Below are 20,554 nucleotides of genomic sequence, written 5' to 3'. Positions count from 1 at the left end.
AAATGAGGCGCGCAAATTCATGACGCGCCTCAGGAGTTCACTTGTTTCGAATGGCCAACTCAGTCTCTGTGTCGACCACAAACACCGCGATGAGCTTAGCTGGCTTAGTATCACTTCCGTTGGCACTGGACCCGTGATGGTCACCTGCATTCTCGATGAAATTTTCACCCACTTTAAAAACTCTCTCCTCTCCTCCGTTTTTCTGGCTGCGTATTTCGCCTTCCACGACAGTTGCGTAGATGAAAGAGCTCTTCGCGTGGGTGTGTGACGGGGAATAACCACCAGGACCACACTCACCCAGCAAACCTCGCATACCTTTCCCAGGAAGGTTTGGGATAACGTGGTCAAAAACAGGAGTAATTTTCGCGTTTTTACCTTCGCGGTGGGCGCTTGCTGACCCCGCGACAGCTACCATCAGCGCAGCGGCGATCACGATTTTCTTGAACATGGATTCCTCCTTTGGCCGTTTCAGACCGCCTCTTGCGGCTTACATCACAAGCCTAAAGGGGGCTGGTCACTCTCTTTAGGAATACGTTGATTTGTGCACCACGTGTCGTGGTCCTCCTACCTAGGTCAGCCTCACCTGAGGCAAACCAACGTATACGGTAACCAGTCCTGAGACATGTGGCATTCTCCCTTAGTTCATAAGCGCACTCCGCGAAGTGAAAAAAGGAGACGAGATTGAGTTACTTTGATAAAGTATCAGACAGTGTGGAAGCACCTAGCTTTCGTAATCGCTCTATGCTTCGAGCGTCGATTCCGGTCATCTGCACCCTGGTCTATCCTGGATTCGTCGACATATTTCATATTTCGGTCGGTGAACCAGGTAGTTCGTTAAGCCTCGGTGCAGGCCTGATCGCGGGTTTTATGTTAGTGCTGATGTTTTCTGTACCGCTGATTGGCTTTGCATTTGCAGTACGCGGTGTCGGGGGCTCCCCATCCTTAGCTTTTGAAACCCGAGCGAGACGTCTTGCCTACGCGGTGGTGGTCGGTCCGACGATGTATTGTCTGGTCGGCGTTCTCCAAATCTTAGCCTCTAGCCCAATCCCAGACCAAGTAATTTGGGTTGTATTGTGGTGTCTTGGTCTGCTTTGGCTTTGGGCCACACCTGACGGTCATTCCAACACGGTAGCGCCTGCTCGTCCGATTCCATGGCTACGAGTGGCGCATGGTGTCTCGGCCGCCGTAGTTCTCATCTACATAGCATTTCATCTCGCGAACCATCTGTTCGCCCTACTTGGTCAAGAAGCTCATACGACAGTGATGAATATGGGGCGCACTGTTTACAGGTCTCCCATTGGTGAAACTATTCTCGTAGCTGCGATGCTCTTCCAAGTAATCTCAGGCCTTATTTTAGCTTGGCGATGGAGTTCTCACAAACTGGATTTCTACAAGACGTTTCAAGTCGCCTCAGGATTTTTCTTATCAATCTTTATCCTTGGGCACATGAATGCCGTTTTCGTCCTCGCTCGTATGTACTTCGGTATTCCAACTGATTGGGATTTCGCAACAGGAGCTCCGAATGGACTCATCCATGACTGGTGGAGCGCGCGGCTCATTCCTCACTACGCCCTTGCTATCCTCCTTTTGATCGGCCACTCGTTTTCAGGCCTTCGAGTAGTGATGCTTGCTCATGGCACATCGGAGTCGTTGGCTAATCGTGTGTGGTGGGTCGGGCAACTTGGTGGTGCATGTCTTTCGACCACTATCATGTTGGCAATGTGTGGTTTCAGAATTTAATTACTTAAAGTCTCGATCAACTGATCGCAGGTGCGCCAGAAACGCACGCATACCAGCACTGATGTGCCGGTGGCGGGAATAGTAAAGACATAAAACTGGGCGAGGAGGCGTCCATTGAGAGAGAACCTGCATCAAAGACCCGTTGTTCAGGTGTTCCTTAGCTATCCACTTGCTGATCAATGCCAAGCCATAGCCCTCTATCGCAGCCGCTAGAAGGAGTCTTGAATCACCAACGATTATGTTTCCTTCAGGAGCGATGGAAAAGACTTCATCTCTTCGTTGAAACTCCCACCGTTAGACTCCTCCACTAGGCATGCGAAGTTGGGCGCACCGATGATGCAGAATATTGGATGGACTCATCAAGACTGGGGCCTCGTTGAGGTATTGCGGAGCTCCGACGACGATATGCTGCTGATCTGGGCCTATCGGTACGGCTACTATATCTTCTGAACCCAATTCAGCGAGACGTATTCCACAATCAAAGCCACCCTCTGCGAAATCTTTGCCCATCTAGTTCATGAATGCCACGCGCGAATCTTTAGAGGCAAGCCGATTTGTCATAGGATCAAAGGCATGACTAAACTTAATCATTTCTGCTTCACATCTACTGCCAAGCAAGTGTTGGAAAACATCGATCTGTCAGGGAAACAATCATCGTTACGGGGGGAGCTAGTGGAATAGGACTGGCCACAACAAAGGCTTTCGTCCAGGCAGGGGCAGCTGTGACTGTCGCCACTCGCCGACCGGATGATGCAAAAGTGATTGCCGAGGAGATTTCTTCAGAAGGCCCTCCTGGTACTATACGCGTTTCAAAACTTGACCTGGCCGACTTGTCGTCTGTGCGATCATTCGTATCTAACTGGGATGAAAAGTTAGACGTGCTCGTGAACAACGCTGGCGTAATGGCTATGCCTGAACTGCAGCGGACACCTCAAGGTCGCGAAATGCAATTCGCTACTAACTATTTAGGTCACTTTGCTCTTACGCTCGGGCTCCGCCGTTATCTCGCGAAAGCGAATGGCGCACGTGTTGTTTCTGTCGCGTCAGTCGGAAGCTTGTTTTCTCCTGTTCTGTGGGACGATCCAGACTTTCGATTCATCCCGTACGATCCGCTGCTCGCATACGGTCAATCGAAAACAGCGTGCATTTTGATGTCAGTCGGGATCACAAACAAATGGGCACAAGACGGAATAACATCGAACGCATTGAACACTGGAGCAGTTGCAACAAATCTCCAAAAACACACAGGCGGTCTTCGCACGCCCGAGTATCTGAGGAAAACGGCAGAACAAGGTGCGTCAACAACAGTATTGCTAGCAGCGTCGCCGCTCGTTTCGAGTGTGTCAGGGAAATACTTCGACGACTGCCAAGAAGCGCCCACTGCTCTAGAGAGAGGGAACGGGCCTTACGTAGGGGTCGCTCCTTATGCGCTAGACGAAGACAACGCTCTCCGGCTTTGGAAAATCGCAACTAGTATGCTGGGTATGAATTCCTAGAAACAGGGCGGACAAACGCCTGCCGGTCTCGAGAGTGATGTTCCAGCGGCAAGTAACATCGACGATGTTGCTCTGCAGATGTTCAAGCTTGTTATCTGAAAATGTCTAACGGCAAAACCGCCCAAACGGATGGGCGGTTTTTTCAAACTTAACAAATTCTCGATGTTGTGACGTTCAGGCAGCCTGCTCAACGTCTCCTTCTCGCTTCACGCTGGGATAACCAACGACCTGATCGGACGTTTCAGGTTTGATCCCGAACCAAGTTACATAGAGTGCGGGCAAAAAAATCAATGTTAGTGCTGTACCGACCACGATGCCGCCCATCATTGCATAAGCCATCGGCCCCCAGAAAACCTCCCGTGAGATTGGGATAAGTGCCAGTGTCGCGGCCGCGGCGGTCAACATGATCGGGCGCATGCGGTGTTCAGTAGCCTCAATCACAGCCTGCCACGCTGGGATGCCCTGTGCCCTCATATCTTCGATCTGTACCACTAGGATGACCGAATTGCGGATTAGAATGCCTGCTAGCGCGAGCACGCCGAGAATGGCAACAAAGCCGAGCGGGGCCTGGCTCAGGACAAGCGCTGCCACCACACCAATCAATGCAAGCGGTGCGACAGCAAACACGAGGAATAGCCTGCTGAAACTCTGTAGCTGTATCATTAGTATGGTCGCCATCACGAACAGCATGAGAGGAACCACTGCCGCGATTGGCCCTTGTGACTTTGCACTTTCTTCTACGGTACCGCCGACCGTTACCGAATAGCCGACAGGTAGGTCACCAGAAAATTCTTCGATGTTTGGCGCAAGTTGTTGCACTACTGTATCAGGCTGTGCAGAACCTAGAATCGCGGCTTTGACAGTAATCGTTGGGGCTCTGTCGCGTCTCCAGATTTTTGGCGGTTCTAGCTCGTAGCCCAGTGTAGCAACGGCGGAAAGAGGAACGGGTTTGCCATGTGTACCCGGGACTAGTACGTTGCTGAGTGTTTCGATTGAACCGCGTTCTTCAGCGTTTGCTCGGCCAATCACATCGATTAGATAAATATCGTCTCTTATTTCAGTAATAGGAGCACCTTCCACCACCGAATCGAGCGTTGTCGCTATCTCTTTTGACGTAACGCCTAGTTGCCGCGCCTTATCCTGCAGAACGTTTATCTTAACGACGCGCTCCGGTTCATTCCAGTCTAGGACTGCGTTGAAAAGCAGCGGATGTGCACTCACAACGCCGAGTAACTCCTGTCCCAGCGTTCTTACACCATCTACGTCCGGACCGCTGATGCGATACTGGACGGGCTTACCAATCGGAGGCCCTATGTCCAGAAGTTTCACATAGGCATCAGTTCCGGGGAAGGTTTCCTTGAGATAGGATTGCAATTCCGGCCGAAGACGGTCACGCGCCTCGAGGCTTTTCATCACGATTACAGTCTGCCCAAATGAGACATCAGGTGTCTGCACATCGAAAGCGAGAATAAAACGCGGCGCTCCTGTACCAACATGGCTTGACCAGTGGGCAACATCTTCATTGCCAGCGAGCGAGTCCTTTTCGAATTTCTCCATTTGTCGATTGATTTCGGCGAAGGAAGTATTGTGCGGAAGATTCCAGTCAACGATCAACTCAAGGCGGTCCGAGTTTGGAAAGAACTGTTGTTGTACGAACCCCATCCCAAAAATTGACAGTCCGAAGGCTCCAGCGGTGAGACCGATTGTCACCCATCTCCATCCAACAGCCAGAGCAAGTAGATGTGAAAACGCTTTCGCGACAATTCCCTTCTGGTCCTTGTGCTTAGACATTCTCTTTGGCAGCAAAGTCACTCCCAGCAATGGGGTGAACAGCACCGCAACCACCCACGAGACCGTAAGAGAGACCGCTATAACAACGAACAAAGTGAACGTAAATTCACCGGCAGCGCTGCTGTTGAGGCCAATCGGAATGAAACCAGCGACGGTCACGAGTGTCCCAGTGAGCATGGGAAATGCTGTTGTGGTGTAGACGTGCGTCGCGGCTTTCCTAACAGTATCTCCAGCTTCGAGACGAGCGACCATCATTTCGACCGCAATCATGGCATCGTCAACCAGCAAACCCAGAGCAATTATCAAAGCTCCAAGTGAAATGCGCTGCATTGAGATCCCGGTGTATTCCATAAACATAAAAGTGATAGCCAGGACGAGCGGGATAGAAATTGCCACGATTAAGCCTGCGCGTATCCCGAGACTGATGAAACTGATAAACAGAACAATTGCGACCGCTTCGAACAGTGCTCTAATAAATCCAGAGACAGCATCTGCCACGACCGCAGGCTGGTCGGATACGAGATGCACATCCGCTCCGATTGGCAGATTGCTCTCTATTACATCGATTTTCTGTTCCAAGGCTTTACCGAACTCTAAAAGATTTGCTCCGGTTTTCATTCCGATTGCAAGGCCTAGCGCAGGTTCCCCATTGTATCGAAAGACTGTTGACGGTGGATCGGCGTAACCACGACGAACTTCCGCTATCTCACTCAGCGGAAAGAAACGATCCCCGATGCGAAGATTGATTTCACCAAGACTTTTCTCAGATTCAAATGATCCACTGACCCTAAGAGCCACCCGCTCGGCCCCAGACTCGATTACACCGGAATGCGTGACTGCATTCTGCGCTTGAAGGGCTTCGATAACCGACTGTCTATCTACGCCAAGGGCTGCGATCTTTCGTGTCGAGAATTCAAGGTAAACGACCTCAGCCTGTGCGCCCATGATCTCAACCTTGCCTACGTTCGGCAAAGTAAGGATTTGTGATCTGGCACTTTCGACGAGGTCACGCATTTCACGCTGAGTTACGCCATCGGACGTGAACGCGTAAATATTTCCGAAAACATCACCAAACCTGTCATTGAAAAAAGGGCCTCTTACCCCAGAAGGTAAGGTAGTCTGAATATCGCCGATCATGTTTCTGACAAGTATCCACGTCGGCTCGACGTCGGCGGATTTGGTGGATTGGAGTAGCTCAAGGAAGATTGTTGTCCGACCCGCGACGGTCATGCTCCTGGTAAAATCGAGGAAGGGTAACTCCTCAAGTTTTTTTTCGATCCTATCTGTAACCTGTAGGGCCATTTCTTGAGCGGACGCTCCAGGCCACTCTGCTTGAATAATCATCGTTTTGATCGTGAATGATGGATCCTCTTCTCTCCCAAGTTTGATATAGGAGAATGTTCCTGCCACGAGAAAAACAATCATGAAGTACCAAACGAGTGACTTATGATCGAGTGCCCAGTCAGAAAGATTAAACGATTTCATGGCGCACTCCCGCTTGATAATTTGACTTTCTGGCCTTCGGACAGCTTACTCAGCCCGGCTAGCGCAATCCGCTCCCCCACAGATACGCCTTGCGATATCCACACGATCTCGGGGCTAGTCCTTGAGGGATCAATTTGAACCGGGCGGCGATTAACGGTTTCATTTTTCTCGTCGACCACCCACACGAAAGTTCCGCCGTCGTGAAAAATCGAGCGTCGCGGTATTGAAACTCTGACCAAATCATCCTGAGCTATCAGCGCGGAAACTACTGCTCCAATGCGGAATGCGTCTGGAGGAGTAAGAAGTGATATACGTACGCGTCTGGTTCTTGTCAGTGTATCCGCCGAAGGAGCAAGTTCGCGTACAATTCCTTTCGCTGTGACTTCCTCATTGAGTTGAAGTCGAAGATCGAAGGGTGTTCCCAACTGCAATCGACTATATACTTCATCGCTGACGTCGATAACAACTTCTCGCTCTCTTGGCTGCGCAACTGTTACAATTGTTTGTCCCGCTTCAACTGTTTGCCCAACTTCGGCGGCGGTTGCTGTTACGATCCCATCGAACTGAGCACGTAGAATGGTGTAGCCTAGTTGCTCTTTGGCTTTGTCAAGAATAGCACTGGCTTTTGTGACATTTGCCTCGGCAGATACGAGGGCTTGATCAGCTTGCTCTAACGCAGCGGTCGTGCCCAAACCCGCCTCAGCCAATGTGTTCTGTCGCTCTTTTGATGTCTGGGCGTTGAAGCGCCTCGCTTGCGAATTCCGCAACTCGGCTTGTGCCGCGCTCACTGCCAACGTTTGAGACGACGACTCAAGCGTTGCGAGAACTTGGCCTACGCTTATTTGATCTCCAACGTCCACTAAGCGACCGTTTATACTTCCTAATATCCGGAAACCGTGTTCGGAGGTTGTACGGGCGTGGACGACACCGGGATAACCACTGAAAGAGATATCGTCACCCTTAATCACCGTCGAGATGATGGGTCTAGAAGTGGGCGACTTCGGTTTGTCTTCAGAGCAACCACTTAGAAACAGCAGTATCGCCGTTAATATCGCAAGACCTCTCATGGCATCACCTGATGCTTCTGCTGTTTTATTGTTACAGCTCGGCCAGGAGACAGAAATTTACCACCCTGTACGACAACTAGTTCCCCTATCGTGAGACCGTCGGCAACCTCGATCAAGTTCGTTGAATGCCTTCCGACCTCAATCTCACGGAGTGATGCTGTCATGTTTGTTGGATCTATGACCCAAACTGCGGGACTGCGACCCGTGACCGACAAGGCCGACCAAGGCACCTCGATTACGGAGCGCCTCTCGGCCATGAATTTTGCTACAATGGGTGCTCCGAGTGGAAATGAAGCGTCACTACCAATATTGACCTTGAGACGGATCGTTCCTGTGAGAGCATCAATGGTTGGAGAAATCTCTCGAACTTCCCCATAAAACTCTCTTTGGGGGGCAGAGATGAGACTGAAAGAAAGCTCTCTTTGTGGCAAAGTACGGAGGTAAAGCGCCTCTTGAACGTCGAAAATGCCATCACGAGGTCCGTCTTTCGCAAGCGTAAAGATTGGTTGCGTAGCCTTGGCGACTTGCCCCACCTCCGCCATTCGCGCAGTAATGACTCCATCTGCGTCGGCGCGTAAGTCAGTGAATGAAAACTCGCGGCGCGCAGTGTCGAGTTGAGCAATCGCAGCAACGACCTCTTCTTTCGAGGTGGCAATATCTTCGCTAGCCTGATCGAAGGCGGCTATTGTGGTCACACGTGTCTTCAACAAGTTCTGTTGGCGCACCAACGCAAGTTCTGCCAACCGCTGACGTGCTTGCGCGGACGCAAGGTTTGCCTCCGCAACCCCAATCTCTGCCTTCTGCTCGTCAGCGTCTAATTTTGCTAATAGCTCTCCCGCCTTTACTGTATTGCCGACCTCAACTAGGCGTTCGACAATCCGGCCACCGACCCTAAATGATAACTCGCTCTGTACTCGCGCACGTATCTCTCCAGTAAGGAACGTGGCCTGCTCTGCAGCTGTCGATTTGACGGAAATTGTTTCAACCATAATTGGTGTGGCCGGTGTCTCAGCTTGAGTTTCACCACCTGAGAAGATGAGTAAAACTGCCGCGACAATTGATAAGTCCGCTTTCTTTTGCATCGCGGGTCCTCGCTTATCCGAATTAACCTCGCAGCCGGTTCATTCCCTTGCTACGCGCTCTCAACCATTTGGGCGTAGAGCGGCGGATCTGATCAGCAAGTTTACCGATGGTGGAAATTTCTCGTAGATATACGAGGGTCTACATCGGGTAATCACGTAATAAGATTTTAGATTTCGGACGAGACGTGTGTCGTGGGTCTGGACAACCGCGAACCCGTAAAGCGGAAAATTCGCTGGCGAAGTGATAATGATGAAGGCCGCGATGAGAGGTCGGCAGTTTTACACTCGACTTCTAAGGCGTCTGCGCTCGTTCCGGCGTCTCCAGCTGTGCGCCATTCGAACAACTGTTTACCTTGCATTTGCCCGGTCGCAAAAAGATCGCTTTCCAGGCCAACCGTAAAGTCGGCATGGATAGAATCGGCAAATCCTATAAAGAGCATACGCTGGTGCCACGTCGTCACTGCGGTTGTATACCGGACCTCGATTAAAGCGACTGTGCCATCCCAGTGTGACTTGGCCAACGGCGACCGTTCTTTCGATAGCGCGAAATCCGAGTATGCGTATATGACCGGGAGCGCAAAGAAAGCTTCAATTTCTCCTTTCGTCTCAATGCCGTCTTGCTCCTTTATCTCTGTGGGGGAATTCAGCGGACCAGCGGAACAGCGCCAACTCCGGTTTAGACCAGTCGTTTCCTCACTTTTGTGAAAGTAGCCATTCCGGCAAATTGCGATTTCGATCGAAGCCGCGACCTCAGCAGAACCACGTAGTCTGCCAATTCTTGCGTGGAGATCTGCTGCATACTCAAAATACGAAAGGGCCGTCATAGCTCGCCTCATCCTCTGCTTGACACGTCGGTTCGGCAACACGCCTACCGCCAGATAAAGGATGATAGTCTTCGTATAGTGGTGGTCGACCTATACCTCGGTTTACAGATGCCAAACCGCACAGCGATTGTCCGAGGCATCGGGGACCGGCATCATACAAACGTTTGTATAGTTTCGGAGATGTCGAATTATCGGCATTAATTCCCGCGTGATCGAGGCATCTCTCGCCGTCCACGCCTTAACGCGCGACGAACCCCGCGTCCAAATTAGACCCACTGAGGCCTTCGATCAGATTGCTGAATACCCTTTATGCAAAGCGTGAGAACAGTAGCCACAGACCCGCAAGTTTTGGAACTGGGACTGGTGCGAAGTTCTGAAACGTCACCTGACGACACATCAACATTCAACTCGACATCAAAATCTCACGAAAAATCGGGGGTCTAGCGTCATGCGCAAAAAATCTTCCCTAACACCTTCGGAACCTCTTATTCCAATTTCGGTATATTTCATTCTCATTGCGATGATAATGGCAATGGCTTCTCCGGTTGGATTCATCTCAGCAACGAAGGTACCCCTCCAAACCCGGGTGTATTTACCTGAAGAATGGAGAACCGACGGTGCCGACAGATTGAAGGTCAGAACTAACGCTCCATTACAGTCACAAACACGGTTCAAAGTGGACCCTGCAGAACCCCACAGGAATGCTACAAGTTATGCGACACTTGACTAATATGACATGTCTGGTCCCACCGTTAAGGGATGTCGCCCCGAGTGAGACCCACGCTCAACTCTCAGACTTTTTCGGCAGCGTCTGGATTAACTGCATACCTGGGATCAAATTCTCACGGTAAGCTACCTCGACTTAACGGATCTCTGGATCATATTCAGATTGTTTAGCCCGCATGTCGCTTATGGCGCGCCCACTGCAAAATCACAGCCCTCTCCTGATTGGCTTTCGCGCGCAAGTATGGTCGCACCGCTGGATGATAAGTCTGAGCAGCGATCACTCCGATGAGACCTGGGGCATTAAATTCCCTCGTCGTCCAAGGTAGCGTCTCTAGTCGTCTCCGACAATATCTGCTTGGCTTTTACCACCATACAGCCACTTCGCTGCCCAACAACCGACCAGTAAACATGATCAGTACATCTGGTTTCGCGTACTCGATCTCTGCCCGAGACAATTCGTTCTGCCATCTGATGATCTGCATCCGGTCAGGGGATTTCAGTTTCATTATGCTTGCACTGCCACCGATTCGCTCAATTAACTGTACTTTCGAGAGATTTGACCAGGCAAGCGAACGTCGATCTGTTATTTCGAAGGCATCAGCAACCTCTTGAAAAGTCAACCAGAATGGATTTCGTTTCCAATTCGTGCAAAACCCAAAGTCACACTTCTGGAACTCGCGCTTCTCCAACTTTTAGTAATCGTCGAACCAATTCGCAGTCGTGGTGTCGATTGCAGTGATCCGCCGATCAACTCCAAGAGTTTCTTGTCTCATCACCATGACTCTGACTGGTGCCTGCCAATATAGGTCACTTAGATTTATCGGCTGCGGGACCGAAATTCTGCTCAAGATTTCGGGCGAGAGCGACTTGGAAGCGGCATCAATAGTATCGTTCAACACCTGATTATAATTCGCCAGGTCATCTTTCGCAGAGCGATGTATCATTCCATAAATCCTCTTAAACGATTGGATTATGAGTGCTTTCACTGGCAATCAGGACATGCGTCTGCTTGTCCGCATCAGAAACCTTCAAGAAGGCCAACTGCGGCATTCTATTTATTGAAATTTTTGAAATTATTTTGAAAAAACACTCGTCCCCCATCATTCACATAAAAGGAGTCGGTGTCGTTTGAGCGAAAGCAGCCCAGATCGCAGCTCAATCCGCTCGCACTCGACCAGGGAGCGCATCGAGCTGAGGGAAATTGCAGCCTGTCAGAGGAGGAAGGCAGCAGCGGTCTTAATGTAGCACATGCGACAGGCCCCAATCAGTGAACTTCAGTATGCTTTTGCTCGGTGGCCCACAGTCTTACATATATCGTAGGAAGACTTGGAACCAACGAGGCAATTGGGCGATGAACGATCAAGATGGCCAAACAGACCTGATCTGCCGCTCAAACCGTAAAATTCCTTTCGTCGAGCTAACGTTGGCGGAGCTGATTGATGATCCGCTGGTATCGCTCGTCAACAAGGCTGACCGCGTAGATCGATATGCATTCCGGGCCTTTTAAGAGTGCTGCGCGATCTCGTTTAATGGAACTCGGTCATCCACGTGACCCACAGTAGTTGTGTTTGCGCCCATAGACGTCGACAGCACTGAATGCGGCCGTCACTTCAGCCTAGTCACCATCAGAAAGTGACGCATGCCCTATCCACGATGACAAGGAGCCCCTTATGGCGCTGACGAATTATCATTTCTACGTCCGGAAACTTCGTTTTATAATTGACGAGAAGCGCCGCGATGAAACCTCCGCCGCACGTATTCAGATCACACTATTTCGTAATGGTTTAAGTTATCAGAGTTCTGAGTTTTCAGGGAATCCATCGCTTGAGATTCTCCGCCATCGCCCTATTCTGTCCGATTGCTGGGAAGTCGATACTGATGGCCAGACGAAGGAGGAGATCGAGCGTTTCTTCGCGTTACCTGAAATAGTCGCCTACTCCGAAGTCTCGCTTAAACATGAACGAAACCCTATGAGGACGACACATTGGGATGCAACAGTAGCGCTAACTGAGGTCGCATTCTTTGAAGGTGATACGTTCTGGGAACAACGTATGATGTTTGCTGCCTTCGCTGATCCAATACGTGCTGATTTCTCAAAAGCACGAGACCAAGATATCTTGGTCCACGATCACAACACTGGCGCACGGTTCTTTGAATGGCGATCTACATCGGCAGGAAATATCGATCCGTCCAGGACAACATGGTTTGACGATGATTTTGGCCTTCAGAAGAGATCATCAGAAACTCTTGGGATGGAAGGTGGCTTCGGAGGCCCTACCCGCTCATTGGTTGAGTAACGGCGCGGCGCGGCTCCAAACATCCTTTTAAAGGCAGCTCCGCGCAGCCAAGACACCAATGCGCCATAAGTGAAACCAACCCTGCAATTCTCAACCATAGCAAGTGAAACCATGCCAATATTATAGCTCTCTTAACCCTTTCCAGATAGAGATAGAATGAAGAACGTTATGCTATTGCATGAAGCGTTAGCGCAGCCGCGATACCTTGATGATGGATGGTAGGCGGGCCGAGGACCAATAATGTCGGTTATATCAAGCGTGAATTCTGCAGCACTTCTCATATTGCAGCAAACAAACTCAACAAGCATAATCAGTGATGAGAAGCCGGACTCTAACAGCCTAGTGTCGGTCGCCAACGGCGTAAACGACAGGATCGGCATGTCCGCCCAGCCGGGACAAGCCCAATCCAAGATTTCTCAAGCGATGTTCAGCGTCAATAATGTCAACGTAAACAAGCTCAAGCTTGACCTTATCGAGCGTGCTGGCAAAGAGTTGGGCTTCGAAAAGGCTGACTTTGAGAGCGATACTGCGTTTGCCTCCGCCATGAGGAAGCGAGTCATATATATGCATGCCACCGGAGCGGACGAACGAATTAATGCAATCGAGAAGGAACTTGGCCTTGACAAGCTCGGCGTCTCATTGCTCGACGTCGTTTCCAGTGCGCGGAACCCCGATCTCGATGACAAAGTCACGCAAGCTCTGAAGGAACGAGAGGGCGTTGAAGACGAGGAAGTTCGGAGGAAGACGGAGAAAGAAAATAACGCCTCCTCGCCTTCTTCTCTAGCCCCAGACGAAATCGGTCTATACGGCACTGCTACTGCCTGATCTTTGTCGAAAGACTTAAGGACGCAAATTTTCTGCGGCGACATCGGTGGGGTAGGAAGAAAATTCATTAAGCACGATGGGAAGGACGGAAGCCTATCTTCCGTCCACAAAGGCCGCGCATCGGGGCGCGTTTTCACGGGACTTCTAGTCGTCCTCGGCAAAACTTCTTAACTGTTCACCAATTTCCCGGATCTCCTCCGCTGACTCGTTTTGAAACCGCTGGCATACCAATCCCAAGATGTACTCCCGGTCAAAATACATACCCTGTTCGTTAAAAACCTACAACGAGTGGTGATCAGGTCCAACTGGAACAGGTATTAATCAATCTTATTCTCAACGCATCGGATGCTATGCAATCCATCACAGGCGGCAAAATCATCACGATTTCGACGACACTAAAAGGCGCGGACCGGATCGAGGTTGAAGTACGCGACACTGGTTCGGGCATTGCTGATCCAGAGAATATTTTTGCTCCCTTCTTCACCACCAAGAAAGATGGAATGGGAATGGGAATGGCAATATGCCGTTCGATCATCGAAGCGCATCAAAGCCAACTAACGGCAGAGACGTTAAAGGATGGCGGTGCAGCCATCGCATTCTCAATACCTGTACGCCCAGTAGAGGTTCCCGACCTAGCCTCTACCGACTGAGTGGTCGACGGCGTGCCTTAGTTCAGATTGCTCACGTCTGAGCAGCGGGAACGGCCATAATGGTCTCGGTCGATAACACCTCCAAACTGTCATGATATACAAGGTATGTCTGGCCCAGCGTATCGGAGAGAGCGAGCATCGTATGATCCGGCATAGGACCGAGAGACCTGACATCGGAGAAATAAGAAATGGCTTCTGTACTCAAAATTATCATCGGTTCAACCCGTCCAGGAAGAGTCGGGCCTACCGTGGCAGAATGGGTGAAAAATGCAGCAGTATCACACGGCAAATTCCAAGTTGAACTGATCGATCTCGCAGATTTCAAACTCCCTCTTCTCGACGAGGCTGCTCACCCAGCTATGCAGCAATACCAACATGACCACACCAAGAAATGGTCGCAGGCCGTTTCTACCGCAGACGCGTACATATTCGTGACACCTGAATACGACTACTTCCCTCCAGCCTCGCTGGTTAATGCCATTCAAGTCCTATTCCGAGAATGGAATTACAAGGTGGCAGGCGTGGTCAGCTACGGCGGCGTTTCCGGTGGCTTGCGCTCATCTCAAATGCTCCGATCTCTTTTGAGCAACGTAAACGCCCATGGAATTTATCACGTCGTCCCAGTTCCGTTCGTCTCAAAGTATATTTCCGACGATGACAACTTCCTACCAAATGAACAAATGTCGGAGGGCCTTATTCTGATGTTGAACGAACTCGAAAAATGGACGGACGCTCTTAAAGTAATCCGTAGTTAATCTGTCGTTCCGGCAGAGCAAAAATCGTCCAGTAAAACCAAACGTTACTCTCTCTATGCCCCGCACTCTCCTCGGTGAACCCAAGAAAGGTCGACCAGCAAGATTAATTGCATCCCATAGGCGTCAACTTGTGTTCCCCAAGGACAGGGAAAGACCTCAAACGTGCCTTGAAACCTAACCGGCTCCGGTTGACACATTTTGTCTCGCCTATTTCCTTTTGAGCAACACGGTGTTGTACTCTTGTCTCGTCGTCCGCCGATTTTAGAGCACAAGGGTACCAGTGAATACCACCAGCGAGGACAGAGAGGCCTTAAGGGCGCAAGTTCAGAAAGTCGTAGATTCGACCCCTGGAATGGGGTGGTCTGCGTGGCCCGATGGCGACTTCATGTGTTTTAGCATCGCCATGCAACACTACATGGGTCAAGAAGGATACACCAGCAGACGCGAGGATGACGGTGAATATTCGTTCAAAACAAATGTACTTGAAGAAGACTATAAAGTGCTTGCAGAAGCGTGGAGAAATGCAGTCGCCAATGAGCACGATTTCGAAGTGACGCATTTAAATAAAAACGGCACGGGACAGTTTCGCTGGCTTCGATCATTCGCGCGACCGCAAAGGGATGAAAAAGGAACTCTGATCTACTGGTTAGGCACGTCTGTCGACATACATGACTCCATGGTCGCACTCGAATCTGCCCGCAACAGAGAAAATCGCCTCAGGGAGCTGATAGATGCCATACCTGGGCTTGTATGGACGGCCAACAACTTGGGCCAGCCGACGTATTTCAACAAACGGTTGGAAGAGTGGATCGGTATGAACGTACACGAACTACGTTCTAGATGCGATGATTCACTCACCGACCTCCTTGCCGTGACACATCACCCAGAAGATCGTGACATGATCAGTCTGACGATGATGGAATCCTTGCGAACCGGCACCCCGTGGATATCCAGATTCCGGCAACGAAGGGCGGATGGGGCCTGGTTGTGGATGGAGGCCCGGATGGAAGCACTCAAGGATGAGACGGGCAAGGTCGTCCAATGGTATGGACTACAAAGCGAGATCGAAGGCGAAGTGCGTGCTCAAGAAGCTTTAAAAGTCGTAGATCAGAAGCTAGCAAAAGCGGCACAAGTTGCTGGTATGGCCGAGTTGTCTGGTTCGATTGCACATGAAGTAAGCCAGCCATTAGCTTCAGCAATGGCGAATGGAGGTGCTGGGGCGAACTGGCTCGCGAAAGAGCCGCCCGATATCGAAAGAGCAAAGCGTAGTGTGGATGCCCTGCTCCAAGACCTCTCGGCCGCATCGGACGTGGTGGAACGCGTACGAATGTTATTTCAGCAACGGGTGGGGCCCAGACACAAGGAAGACATCAACAATGTTGTTATGCTGATCCATGCATATTTCGGCATGGAACTTTCTTTAAAGAACATTCGCTTAACTACAGCTCTCGAACCTAGTCTTCCCTTCGTCTACGTCGATGGCGTTCAGATTCAGCAGGTTCTCTCCAATCTGATTAGAAATGCCATAGAGGCATTAGTTGGGGTCACGAGTGATCAGAGATCAATCACCATATCGACCAAAAAGCTGAACGATGATGTGATTATTGAGGTGAGAGATACGGGTCCGGGTCTCCCCGACACCGAAAACATTTTCGGTTCCTTTGTTACCACAAAACCAGATGGAATGGGGATGGGCCTGACCATATGTCGAACGATAGCACACATTCACGACGGTAAGTTATGGGCGCAGAATAATCATCCGGGCGCTAGTTTTTTCCTCGCGCTCCCAAGCTTAAACACGTACTTCTCTGAGTGATCCATAGTGCCACATGAGCTTCCGTTAGGAAATTTTCTAATATGTCGCGAAAAGGCGACTACACGCCGCCTCTCCTTATTATAGCTAACTTCAGACCGCAGGGATCACCGGCGTGCCGAGGCTTGATCAATTACCTTTGAAGGATAATTTTCTCAGCCGGTGGATTTGACGAATGCCAGCAAATCCTCGTTGATCACGTCGGCGTGTGTAGTGCACATGCCGTGCGGAAAACCGTCGTACACCTTGAGTATGCCGTTCTTTAGCAGTTTGACCGAAAGCTTCGCTGAATCGTCAATTGGCACAACCTGGTCGTCCGCACCGTGCATGACAAGAGTTGGAACATTGATCGACTTGAGGTCTGCGGTAAAATCGGTTTCCGAGAATGCCTTGATCCCGTCGTAGTGAGCTTTCGCGCCACCCATCATTCCCTGTCGCCACCAATTGTCGATAACTCCTTGCGAGACCTTCGCTCCAGGACGGTTGAAGCCGTAAAATGGCCCCTCAGGAATATCACGGTAGAATTGGGCACGATTGGCGGCCAGCGGAGCCCGAAAAGCCGTATCGAATACATCCAAAGGTATGCCGCCCGGATTGCTTTCCGTCTTAAGCATGATTGGTGGCACTGCACCAATCAGGACGAGCTTTGCTGTTCGATCCTTACCATGCTTGGCAACGTATCGAGTTGCTTCACCGCCACCAGTGGAGTGACCAACGTGGACCGCATTTTTCAGGTCGAGATGGTCGACGACTGCTGCTGCATCCGCAGCGTAGTGATCCATATCGTGCCCGTCAGAGACCTGACTGGAGCGTCCGTGACCACGGCGATCATGAGCAATGACCCGATAACCCTTGTTCACAAAAAACAGCATTTGGGCATCCCAATCATCGCTGCTGAGTGGCCATCCGTGGTGGAAAACGATTGGCTGACCAGTGCCCCAATCCTTGTAGAAAATTTCGACTCCGTCTTTGGTCTTTACGGTACCCATATATCGTCTCCCTTGATCCGTTGAAGTCTGCGCTGAAGCAGTGAGTACAATTGGTGAAAATGCTGTCGCGACACTGGCTCCGATTCCGAGTGCCAGCACGTCCCGTCGCAATAGTCCTGATGTGGTGGTATTCTCTCTTTCGGTCATCATTCTCTCCTTGGCTTTGCCGGAAGGAACTGTGCGAACGTCAATGAAAGGCAATTATCGAGCGTGCGCATCCTTGGAAGGACGCGATGAGACTGTGCCAAAAAAGGGGACGTTCTCAGATATACATGCGTATACGCCAGCGTTCACAGCAGGCCGAACAAGCTTTTGATCTTGGTGGAGAGCGACGGAGGATAAGCTAGCGACAATCCACTCTCGTTCTCAAACAGGTGTCGTTCCTTCTCTAGACGAAACGCAAGGACGGCCGCCAGCTCTTCGGCTATTTCTGGACGATCTTTTAAAAAGACCGCGAGTCTATCTTTTGGGACTTCGTAACCCGAGACCTGCGTGAGAGCATATATATCGCCCGCCTCGACCATTCCCATCAACACACCTCGCTCACCAAAGAAGTCACCAGGCGAAAGACGCGCTACTTCCGTTCTGTGATCGCCATCGTGGTTCTCAATGAGGATGACTCCCCGTTCAATTAATATCAGGGATGTCAGTGCGCTCCCCTGCCCAACCACCATATGATTTTTGGCAAACCCGACTGGAACCATAAGTTGGGAGAGCGAGTATCTTTCATTTTCCGTCAGGGAATGGAATAGCGGAATTGTCAGCAGGCACTTCATCGCGCTGTCCATGACTGGAGTTTGGGTAGGTCCCGAAAGCATATTTTTCGCTGACGAGGCGACCATAGAGAGTGTTTGTGATCGGGAGTGTCTGTAGATGAGATCGTAAATCTCGTTCTTAGCTTCGGTGACATTTGCAACATTCTTGATCCGACATCCCAACTCCAGGGTGATCGCATCACCGTCCAAACCAACTACCGACACGGACGGTGTAGGTACACGCATGATTTTCGTGCATCCGAGCAGTACAGTCTTCATGGCCTCGACTACAATGTCGGGCCTCTCTGTCGGCGAGAAACGCGCAGTTACAGTGATACCGTGGCTTTCGTCCGGACTACTGATGTTTGTCAGACGAGACTTTGCCAGTGTCGAGTTTGGTAGAATGATAACGTCGTTTGTCGGACTGAGTAAATGCGTAGAGCGCCAGTTGGTCTCAATGACCCGCCCCTGTAGGCTGTCGTCCAAAACAATCCAATCGCCGACGACATAGGCCTGACCTAGGTTGAGCGCAATGCCCGAAAACACATCGTTTAAGGTGCTCTGCATCGCCAAACCTAGTACAACGGCGAATATCCCCGATGTCGCAATCAATGTGCCCACTGGCACATTGAATACATAAGCGATGAGCGACAGTGCGGTACCAATGTATACCAGCCCACAGAGGAGATCGCGAACGAGGCGTCCCTCTCGTGGTCGATGCTCAAAAACTACGAAATGGCGGATTATGTTTACGAGAAAAAGCGAGAGGCTAATCCACCAAGCCGCCTTCGCAGCCCCGGTTGCTATACCAGCTGGAATATCGCCACCGGGCCCGGTCGCAAAAGGCTCAATCCCACGAGAAAATAACAACAGCGAAAGCGTGAGAAAAACCAGGATATCTAATACGAGTTTCGTGCGGGTCATCCGTCGTATAACAAACCGCAGAGGTATCGTCAGCGCTAGTAACGAACCTACTTGGACAACTAGCTGATCGAAAAGGGCGATTCCCATGATCGGGAACACTTACAGACGTGAACGCTGATGCGTCACTATACGATGGTTTACTGATGGCAGAGCGAGGATTGGTTTGACAGCCCCTCGCTCTGAGACTTTCATTATTGCGGCGGTGTTCCAGTCTGACCATCTTCCTCCGGCCCGTGCGGATGATCAGGGTCGAAGGAGTGGGTCGTCTTGGATCTATCGTCTACCGCGATATAGCCATCAACTCCGTAGAACGCTGTATGAAGTCCCCAATAACCTGTGCAGAACACGACAAGCGCGACGGCTAGCCCGACTGGAATATTCGCGAGCTTGCGTTTGAACACGGTGAAAAGATCGACGCCACTGCGTTGGTCTGCAGCAACAGCGAACAGTATCGCCATTATAAGACCGTGCCCGATAAGATCGATGCGTCCGAACGGCCAGACCGCCGCCGTAAAGATTACGAGAAGTGCAACCGCAGACAGCCTACGGATCAGCGGTGTCCAAAGCAGCCCGAAGCCCAGGGTGAATTCGGTGACTCCAGCCATGGGAATGAACACGTCGCGAGGCATCCCAAATGTCAGGAATGGCTTTTCCACGACGAGTGGGTAAAACCAGCTTGGGAAAGCGAACTTCTCAAGGCTCGACCACATCAACGCAATGGCCAGCCCCCAGCGTAGCGCCTCAAATCGACGGGCATGCAGGTTCTCATTCTTCGATGGTTCAAGGATTAGATAAATTGCCACACCAAGTCCGAGCGCAAGATAATCGAACAGATGAAACAGGTCGTAATCGCGCAGGGCAAGGATCCACAACGCGATAATCCCGACCCCGGCAATCGGCATCGTACGTCGTGAGAATATGCAGCATGCGATCAAGAGCTGCATCCAGGACACCCATTCCGCTGGTGTCTTGAGGTCGGGCGTAAGATAAACGCCACCGACGGCGAATATGGCAACGAAAAACGCTGCGATAATTGCTCTGATGTACTCGTCCTGCCTGTTCCAGAGCGGTGCGGTTGCTGTGTTCAGGCCAGTGATTGCGATCTCGCCGAATTTGCTCTTTTCGACCAACCTCGTTGCGATGAAGAAAGTTAGGACAAGCCCGATACCAACCCAGAACCACGTGTCTTTCATCGTATCATAAATAGGCTCAGGCCGAGCGCCGACGATATATGGCGCAAACCACTTCACATGTGCAAATGCTGTTACGGGTAGGAAACATGTGATCGACAGGGCTAGAAGAATTGTTTCGCGGGAATTTCGAAGCGTGCTCATG

Annotated in this window: 15 protein-coding genes and 2 pseudogenes; 8 read left to right on the top strand and 9 right to left on the bottom strand. The window is 50.8% G+C overall.

Going from position 1 to position 20,554, the window contains the following annotated elements; all coding sequences use genetic code 11:
* Positions 1 to 37: 37 nt before the first annotated feature.
* Entirely contained in the window at positions 38 to 448 is a 411-nt protein-coding gene (locus M2418_RS12900) for a cupin domain-containing protein (protein ID WP_259146964.1), read from the bottom strand.
* Positions 449 to 681: 233 nt separating this feature from the next.
* Between M2418_RS12900 and M2418_RS12895 the strand changes: the two genes are divergently transcribed.
* The gene (locus M2418_RS12895) at positions 682 to 1,740 is read left to right on the top strand and encodes a hypothetical protein (protein ID WP_259146962.1); all 1,059 of its coding nucleotides are present in this window, start codon (positions 682 to 684) and stop codon (positions 1,738 to 1,740) included.
* Here M2418_RS12895 and M2418_RS25770 read toward each other — a convergent pair.
* Positions 1,741 to 2,022: pseudogene (locus tag M2418_RS25770) on the bottom strand (LysR substrate-binding domain-containing protein); the annotation flags it as partial.
* Between the two features lie 311 nt (positions 2,023 to 2,333).
* Between M2418_RS25770 and M2418_RS12890 the strand changes: the two are divergent.
* Entirely contained in the window at positions 2,334 to 3,236 is a 903-nt protein-coding gene (locus M2418_RS12890) for an SDR family NAD(P)-dependent oxidoreductase (RefSeq protein ID WP_310503208.1), read from the top strand.
* A gap of 174 nt (positions 3,237 to 3,410) precedes the next feature.
* Here M2418_RS12890 and M2418_RS12885 read toward each other — a convergent pair whose 3' ends face one another.
* The 4 genes from M2418_RS12885 to M2418_RS12870 form a co-directional block, all read right to left on the bottom strand.
* Entirely contained in the window at positions 3,411 to 6,512 is a 3,102-nt protein-coding gene (locus tag M2418_RS12885) for an efflux RND transporter permease subunit (protein WP_259146961.1), read from the bottom strand.
* On the bottom strand, positions 6,509 to 7,579 hold the full coding sequence (locus tag M2418_RS12880; RefSeq protein ID WP_250985323.1) for an efflux RND transporter periplasmic adaptor subunit: 1,071 nt from the start codon (positions 7,577 to 7,579) through the stop codon (positions 6,509 to 6,511). Before M2418_RS12880 ends, M2418_RS12885 begins: the two co-directional genes overlap by 4 nt.
* The gene (locus M2418_RS12875; RefSeq protein WP_259146959.1) at positions 7,576 to 8,661 is read right to left on the bottom strand and encodes an efflux RND transporter periplasmic adaptor subunit; all 1,086 of its coding nucleotides are present in this window, start codon (positions 8,659 to 8,661) and stop codon (positions 7,576 to 7,578) included. Before M2418_RS12875 ends, M2418_RS12880 begins: the two co-directional genes overlap by 4 nt.
* Before the next feature lie 167 nt (positions 8,662 to 8,828).
* Complete coding sequence (locus M2418_RS12870) at positions 8,829 to 9,485, bottom strand: hypothetical protein (RefSeq protein WP_250985321.1); 657 nt, start codon at positions 9,483 to 9,485, stop codon at positions 8,829 to 8,831.
* 2,077 nt (positions 9,486 to 11,562) lie between these two features.
* On the opposite strand from M2418_RS12870, the gene M2418_RS12865 reads away from it, so the two are divergent.
* From M2418_RS12865 to M2418_RS12840, 6 genes and pseudogenes are all read left to right on the top strand, one after another.
* On the top strand, positions 11,563 to 11,718 hold the full coding sequence (locus M2418_RS12865; protein WP_250985320.1) for a hypothetical protein: 156 nt from the start codon (positions 11,563 to 11,565) through the stop codon (positions 11,716 to 11,718).
* Positions 11,719 to 11,881: 163 nt separating this feature from the next.
* Positions 11,882 to 12,508, top strand: a complete 627-nt coding sequence (locus M2418_RS12860; RefSeq protein WP_250985319.1) for a hypothetical protein — start codon at positions 11,882 to 11,884, stop codon at positions 12,506 to 12,508.
* A 240-nt stretch (positions 12,509 to 12,748) separates the two neighbouring features.
* On the top strand, positions 12,749 to 13,333 hold the full coding sequence (locus M2418_RS12855; protein WP_259146957.1) for a hypothetical protein: 585 nt from the start codon (positions 12,749 to 12,751) through the stop codon (positions 13,331 to 13,333).
* Positions 13,334 to 13,635: 302 nt separating this feature from the next.
* Positions 13,636 to 13,983: pseudogene (locus M2418_RS12850) on the top strand (sensor histidine kinase); the annotation flags it as partial.
* Positions 13,984 to 14,171: 188 nt separating this feature from the next.
* Positions 14,172 to 14,738 (top strand): NADPH-dependent FMN reductase, encoded by a 567-nt coding sequence (locus tag M2418_RS12845; RefSeq protein WP_250985316.1) that lies wholly within the window; start codon positions 14,172 to 14,174, stop codon positions 14,736 to 14,738.
* Between the two features lie 280 nt (positions 14,739 to 15,018).
* Positions 15,019 to 16,554 carry a PAS domain-containing protein gene (locus M2418_RS12840; RefSeq protein WP_259146954.1) on the top strand — a complete coding sequence of 512 codons (1,536 nt, stop codon included), beginning with the start codon at positions 15,019 to 15,021 and terminating at the stop codon, positions 16,552 to 16,554.
* Positions 16,555 to 16,706: 152 nt separating this feature from the next.
* Here the strand turns inward: M2418_RS12840 and M2418_RS12835 are convergent, their stop codons facing one another.
* From M2418_RS12835 to M2418_RS12825, 3 genes are all read right to left on the bottom strand, one after another.
* Complete coding sequence (locus tag M2418_RS12835; RefSeq protein ID WP_259147384.1) at positions 16,707 to 17,540, bottom strand: alpha/beta fold hydrolase; 834 nt, start codon at positions 17,538 to 17,540, stop codon at positions 16,707 to 16,709.
* 290 nt (positions 17,541 to 17,830) lie between these two features.
* Positions 17,831 to 19,219 carry a mechanosensitive ion channel family protein gene (locus tag M2418_RS12830; protein ID WP_259146952.1) on the bottom strand — a complete coding sequence of 463 codons (1,389 nt, stop codon included), beginning with the start codon at positions 19,217 to 19,219 and terminating at the stop codon, positions 17,831 to 17,833.
* A 191-nt stretch (positions 19,220 to 19,410) separates the two neighbouring features.
* The gene (locus M2418_RS12825; RefSeq protein ID WP_250985312.1) at positions 19,411 to 20,553 is read right to left on the bottom strand and encodes a hypothetical protein; all 1,143 of its coding nucleotides are present in this window, start codon (positions 20,551 to 20,553) and stop codon (positions 19,411 to 19,413) included.
* Between the last annotated feature and the right edge of the window lies 1 nt (position 20,554).

The sequence above is a fragment of the Rhizobium sp. BIGb0125 genome, assembly GCF_024810055.1.
Taxonomy (GTDB): Bacteria; Pseudomonadota; Alphaproteobacteria; order Rhizobiales; family Rhizobiaceae; genus Agrobacterium.
This window is presented reverse-complemented; position numbering and strand designations above follow the sequence as displayed.